Here is a 6,144-nt window from a genome sequence, read left to right on the forward strand (position 1 = left end):
GGAACCATACTGCAACCGATTTGGAGGAATGCGATGAAACGGATTTTCTGTCTGCTGTCGAGTCTGGCGCTCGTGGCCCTGTGCGCCTCGGCCGCGCTGGCCGGGAAGCTCGAGGACAAGGTGGTCGTTTACTCGACCCACGGCGAGTCCCTGCTCGAAGCGGTGGCCGACGCCTTCGAGGCCAAGACCGGCGTGGCCGTGGAGTTCCTGAACCTCAAAGGCGAGCTGGCCGACCGGGTCCGCGCCGAAAAGGCCAACCCCCAGTCCGACGTCATGTACGGCGGCCCGTCCTCGGTCTACCAGGAGCTGCAGGCCGAAGACCTGTTCGAGCCCTTCACGCCCACCTGGGCCGCCAAGGTCAACCCCCTGTTCAAGGACAAGGACGGCTACTGGATCGGGACCATCCAGACCCCGGTGCTGCTGTTCTACAACACCGAGATGCTCACCGCCGCCGAGGCCCCCAAGGACTGGAAGGACCTGGCCGACCCCAGGTACAAGGACCTGCTGGTCTTCCGCAACGCCCTGTCCTCGTCCGCCCGGGCCACCTATTCCGCCCTGTTGCAGCAGTATGAGAAGAAGGGCGAGCTCGACAAGGGCTGGGCCTTCCTCAAGGCCGTGGACGCCAACACCAAGCGCTACTACGGCAGCGGCTCCCTCCTGTTCCAGGCCATCGGCCGCAAGGAGGCCGCCATCAGCTTCTCGGTGCTCAACGACATCATCGACAACATGACCAAGAACAAGATGCCGCTCCAGTTCATCGACGCCGAGAGCGGCTCCCCGGTCATCACCGACGGTATCGCCGTGATCCGGCACGCCAGGCATCCCGAGGCGGCCAAGGCCTTCGTGGAGTTCGCGGGCAGCGCCGGGGTCCAGGCCATGCTGGCCCGGAAGTTCAACCGCATGCCGACCCTGCCCGACGCCCTGGCCGACGCCCCGGCGTGGATGGGCAAGGTCAAGTTCAAGGCCATGGACGTGAACTGGGGCGAGCTGGCCTCCCGCCAGTCGGCCTGGATGCAGAAGTGGGACGCCGAGGTCAAGGACTCGGCCAAGGACAAGAAGTAGCCCCGCCATGGACGAAGTCGTCCTCCGGGGGGTGACCAGGACCTTCGGCGCGACCACGGCCTGCGCCGATGTGGACCTCACCGTGGCCCGTGGCGAGCTGTTCACCTTCCTGGGGCCGTCCGGCTGCGGCAAGACGACCATTCTGCGCCTGATTGCGGGGTTCCTGACCCCGCAGTCGGGCGTCATCCTGCTCGGCGGCCGGGACATCACCGGCCTGCCGCCCGAAAAGCGGGAGGTGGGCATGGTCTTCCAGAACTACGCCCTGTTCCCGTACCTGACCGTGGCCCGCAACGTGGAGTACGGCCTGCGCGTGCGCCGCCGGACCAGGGCGGAGATACGCGCCACCGTGGGCCGCTATCTGGACATGGTCGGCCTGTCCGGGTTCGAGGACCGGCGCATCGACGAGCTGTCCGGGGGCGAGCAGCAGCGCGTGGCCCTGGCCCGCTCCCTGGCCGTGGAGCCGCGCGTGCTCCTGCTCGACGAGCCGCTGTCCAACCTGGACGCCCGGCTGCGCGACCACACCCGCGAGGAACTGCGGAACCTCCAGCGCGAGCTGGGCATCACCACCATCTTCGTGACCCACGACCAGAACGAGGCCCTGACCCTGTCCGACCGCATCGCCGTGTTCGACAATGGCCGGGTGGTCCAGACCGGCACCCCGGCCGAGATCTACGGCCGTCCGCGCAACGGGTTCGTGGCCGGGTTCGTGGGCGACACCAACCTCATCGAGGCGGCCTGGCGCGACGGCCTGGCTGTGGCCCCCGGCGGGCAGGCCATCCGCGCCGAGACCTCCGGGCCGGGCCGGTACGTGGCCATACGGCCCCAGGACGTGCGCCTGTCGCCGCCCGACGCCCCCGCGTCCCCCGGCGACGACAACGTGTTCGAGGGGTATGTTGCGGACGCGCAGCTCAACGGGGTGTGGATCGACTACCAGGTCCGGGTGGGCGAAACGGTGCTGCGCGCCGCCGCTCTGAACACCGTGGCCGACGGCTTCGCGCCGCGTCCGGGCGACGCGGTGCGCGTGTCCTTTGCGGCGCGGGCGGCCATGGTCCTGGAGGAGTAGGGCGGCCATGCGCGTGGACAGGCGGCGCCTTCCCCTCTGGCTGCTCACGGCGGCCCTGGCCTGGTTCCTGACGGGCTTCATCCTGCACCCGGCCCTGTCCACGCTGCTGGTCAGCCTGGCCCCGGGCGAGGGCGCGGGCGGGACGTTGAATCTGTCGCGTTACCTGGCCTTCTTTTCCTCCGCCACGGGCCTGTCCGTGCTGTGGAACTCCGTGGTCCTCGGGCTGTTGACCGTGCTGGCCTGCGGGGTGACCGGCACGGCGCTGGCCTTCTTCGTGCACTATTTCGAGTTCCCGTTTCGCGGGGTGGTGGACAAGATCCTGCTCCTGCCGGTGATGATGCCTGGGATCATCATCGTCTTCGCCTTCGTCCAGCTCTACGGCGAGAGCGGGCTGGTGACCAAGACCGTGGAGACGTGGCTGGGCCTGGAGGCCGCGCCGTGGGACTTCGCCGGGCTGCCGGGCATCCTGTTCGTGCACACCTACACCCAGTACGTCTATTTCTACATCGCGGTCTCCCTGGCCATCCGGCACATCGACGGCTCGGTGGTGGAGAGCGCGCGCAGCCTGGGCGCGTCCCGACTCCAGGTCTTCACCTCGGTCATCCTGCCGTTTCTGACCCCGGCCCTGATCACCTCGGCGGCCGTGACCTTCATGACCGGCATCGGCTCGTTCACCGCGCCGAGCATCATCGGCGGGCCGTACAAGGTCCTGACCACCCAGATACTCCTGGCCAAGGCCAACAACTACATGGGCGTGGCCGCCGTGCAGGTGGTCGTGCTGACCGCCATCTCGCTGATCTTCTTCGCCCTGCTGCGGTGCTACGAGCGGGGCAGGCTGTTCGCGGCCCAGGTCAAGGGGACGCCCATGCACCCGGTGCCCGTGCGCAATCCCCTGGCCCGGTACGCCATGCTGGGCGCGGCCTGGTTCCTGGTGCTCATGGTCGTTCTCCCGTTCGCGGCCATCGTCCTGCTCTCCTTCGTGGACTCGGCCTCCTGGATGGTCAGCATCTACCCCCAACACTTCTTCCTGGACAACTTCGAGGCGGTCTTCACCCGGGCCCGGAAGTTCCGGCCGTTCCTGAACAGCGTGAACATGTCCCTGCTGGCCGCCCTGGGCTGCCTGGTGGTGGCCGTGCCCGCGTCGTTCATCATCGAGAAGACCCGCATGAAGTTGCGCTGGCTCATCGAGTTCCTGGTCATCCTGCCCTGGGCCATGCCCGCCAGCGCCATCGCCGTGAACCTGATCAACGCCAACAGCACGCCCAACGTCTTCGCCTTCAACGCCATCCTGCTCGGCTCGTACTTCCTCCTGCCGCTGGGCTACTTCATCAAGTCCCTGCCCATCGTGGTCAAGATCGTCCACGTCTCCTTCCAGAACCTGAGCTCGACCCTGTTCGAGGCCTCGTCCAGCCTCGGGGCGAGCCGGTTTCAGACCCTCCGGGGCGTGGCCCTGCCCATGCTCTCGCCCGGCCTGCTGGCCGGGTTCCTGCTGGTCTTCGTCAACAGCGTGGGGGAGTACACCGTGTCCGCCTTCCTCTACACGGCCTCGAACAAGCCCATGTCCATCGCCATGGTCAACGCGATCTTTGAATACGAGATAGGGCTGTCCATGGCCTACGGCACGCTGCTGCTGGTCCTGACCGGGGCGCTGAGCGTGGTCATCGGCCTGGTGCGGCGGGACGCCTTCGTCCGGTGGCGGGAGGGCTAGGAGCCGGGTTCCACGTAGTAGGTGATGCGAGTGCGGGGGGAGAGATATTCGAGCATTTCCGGGGTGAGCTGGGCCAGACGGATGGATTTTTCCACACGCAGGTCCGGCTCGTCGGCCAGGTCCACGATGAGCGCTTCCCGCTTGGGCACATCCGGATCGTAGAGCATGACGCTCGGGTTGAGCTGATTCTTGGGATTCACGGCCATGACCATGCCCACCTCGCCGTTGGACAGCTCCACCACGGTGCCCGGCGGGTACACGCCCAGGCAGCGGATGAACAGGGCGAGCAGCTCCACGTCGAAGAGATGCTTCTGCTGGCCGAACATGAACGACAGGGCCAGGTACGGGGTCAGGGACTCCATGGGGTCGGGCCGGTTGCAGTGGTTGTCGTAGGCGTCGGCGATGGCCACCATGCGGGCCAGGCGGTTGATGCCGTCGCCCTTGAGCTTTTTGGGGAAGCCCGATCCGTCCATGCGTTCGTGGTGCTGGGCCACCACCCTGGCCGCGTCGCGCGGAAACACGTCGATATCCGCCAGCATGGCCGCGCCGTACACCGGGTGCTGCTCCAGCAGCTCCTGCTCGGGCCGGGTCAGCTCGCCCCGCTTCTTGAGCAGCTTCTTGGGCAGCCGCTCCTTGCCGATGTCGTGGAACAGCGCGCCCAGTCCGAGCACGAGCAGCTCCCGCGCGTTCAGCCGGGCCTCCTTGCCCACGATCATGGACAGCACGGCCACGTTCATGGGGTGGGAATAGGCCGACTCGCTCCGGTCCACCACGTTCATCAAGTGCAGGGTGGACTCGCGGTCGTCCAGAAAATAGTCGGTCAGGCGCGACACGAAATCCGCCGCCGCCACGGCCGCCTCTGCCTGGCCCGCGACCACGCCCTTGAGGATATCGTTGAAGGTCTTGATGCAGGTGTTGAAGCGCTTCTCGCACAGGGCGATGCGCTCCTTCTTCTGCTTCAGCCGCCGGGTGCGCTCCTTCTTGACCGCCCACAGCCGGTCGATGACCTCGCGCGGGACCGGCTTCTCGGCCACGGGAACCCCTTGCTCGGGCTTGGCCGGAGCGGCTGGCAGGACGTCCGATTTCTCTGGAATGCAAATGACATGGGTGATGCCCAGACTCTTTATCAGGGAGATCTGGTCCGCGTCCTTGACCTTGAAGTTGCTGAACAGAAACGGGTGCTCGAACCAGCTGGTTTTTTCCAGCCGGATGAAGACGCCCGGTCGGAGCTGGTCCACCGAGATGCGGATTTCGGGCATGTTTTGCTCCGTCATGATGAGGCAACATACAACAACGGCTTGTATCCCACAACCGTTAAGGATTGAAGTAATCAATTAAAACGCTTGATTAAAAAGATTTCGTAGCGATCAAGGCCGGGGTTGTTGAAAAGTAGCGCCGGTCGCGCGTATGGAGCCCTGCGGAGCCGAAATGAAGCCCTGAAAAGAATTGCCAAGATTATTGAAATGGTTTAATCGTCAATTTGCTGGTTGTGTTTTCCACATACTTTCATGTTGGAAAAATTGACTTTAAGGCGGTTTTTATGCCACAAAAGGCAGGCTCCGGGAAACGCTTTCCGGTCGGGTTTTTTGCCGTATTCTTTTTCCTCGTTGCCGTGACCGGGGTGGTCTATTTCCAGACCGACCTGTTCCGGCCCGGGGCGTCCGGGCGCGGACTGTCGGGCCTGGTGTCCGTCCGGGGCTCGGTCTCACTCGAACAGCTGGCCCTGTCCGCCCAGGAGATCGACGACATCAACCAGGCCGTGGCCAAATACCGCGACTCCTTCTCCAAGGTGAACCTGATCGTGGATACCGTGGGTCACGTGGACAAAATCACCCCGAATACGGTCCTCGTCTTCGCCGTGGAACTGCAGACCAGCGGCGACCTGGTGGTCAAGTCCTGGAGCCGCAAGATCCCGCGCGACAAGATGGTTTCCCAACTGGTCGGCTACATGGGCAAAGCCGCCAGCGAATACAAGGAATTCAAACGGTTCCCCGACGTAAAACAAAACTTCAAGACCCTCTACATCTAGCCGCCTCCGGCATCGTATCGATGCACGCAAAAGGGGCCCGGACATTGTCCGGGCCCCTTTTGCGTTGCCTCCGGCGGCCGGGGCGCTGCCCCCGACCCCGCCAGGGAACCTTTTGAAAAAGGTTCCCTGGACCCTCCCAAACTTTTTGTGTGCCTTCGGCAAGGGCGTGCGTACACGACGGGCCGTGCCGGGAGTTTCAAGAAAAAGAAAGCGTTCGGCGCAATCTCCCTCCGCGAAGCGGCACCAAGAAGTTTAGGAAGGAAAGGGGGATGGGGGTCCGGG

5 protein-coding genes are annotated in these 6,144 nt (G+C 64.9%); 4 read left to right on the forward strand and 1 reads right to left on the reverse strand.

Going from position 1 to position 6,144, the window contains the following annotated elements; translation table 11 throughout:
- Positions 1 to 33 precede the first annotated feature (33 nt).
- Genes AB6M95_RS10585 through AB6M95_RS10595 form a run of 3 tightly spaced genes read left to right on the forward strand, consistent with a single transcriptional unit; the run spans position 34 to position 3,833 of the window.
- Positions 34 to 1,062, forward strand: a complete 1,029-nt coding sequence (locus AB6M95_RS10585) for an extracellular solute-binding protein (protein ID WP_371386717.1) — start codon at positions 34 to 36, stop codon at positions 1,060 to 1,062.
- Positions 1,063 to 1,069: 7 nt separating this feature from the next.
- The gene (locus AB6M95_RS10590; RefSeq protein ID WP_371386718.1) at positions 1,070 to 2,125 is read left to right on the forward strand and encodes an ABC transporter ATP-binding protein; all 1,056 of its coding nucleotides are present in this window, start codon (positions 1,070 to 1,072) and stop codon (positions 2,123 to 2,125) included.
- Positions 2,126 to 2,132: 7 nt separating this feature from the next.
- Complete coding sequence (locus AB6M95_RS10595; protein WP_371386719.1) at positions 2,133 to 3,833, forward strand: ABC transporter permease; 1,701 nt, start codon at positions 2,133 to 2,135, stop codon at positions 3,831 to 3,833.
- On the opposite strand, the gene AB6M95_RS10600 is transcribed toward AB6M95_RS10595, so the two are convergent.
- Positions 3,830 to 5,092, reverse strand: coding sequence for a cyclic di-GMP phosphodiesterase (locus tag AB6M95_RS10600; protein ID WP_371386720.1), 1,263 nt, complete (start codon positions 5,090 to 5,092; stop codon positions 3,830 to 3,832). The genes AB6M95_RS10595 and AB6M95_RS10600 overlap by 4 nt on opposite strands.
- Before the next feature lie 281 nt (positions 5,093 to 5,373).
- On the opposite strand from AB6M95_RS10600, the gene AB6M95_RS10605 reads away from it, so the two are divergent.
- The gene (locus tag AB6M95_RS10605; RefSeq protein ID WP_371386721.1) at positions 5,374 to 5,862 is read left to right on the forward strand and encodes a hypothetical protein; all 489 of its coding nucleotides are present in this window, start codon (positions 5,374 to 5,376) and stop codon (positions 5,860 to 5,862) included.
- Positions 5,863 to 6,144 lie beyond the last annotated feature (282 nt).

This window comes from Pseudodesulfovibrio karagichevae (genome assembly GCF_041414475.1).
Taxonomy (GTDB): domain Bacteria; phylum Desulfobacterota; class Desulfovibrionia; order Desulfovibrionales; family Desulfovibrionaceae; genus Pseudodesulfovibrio; species Pseudodesulfovibrio karagichevae.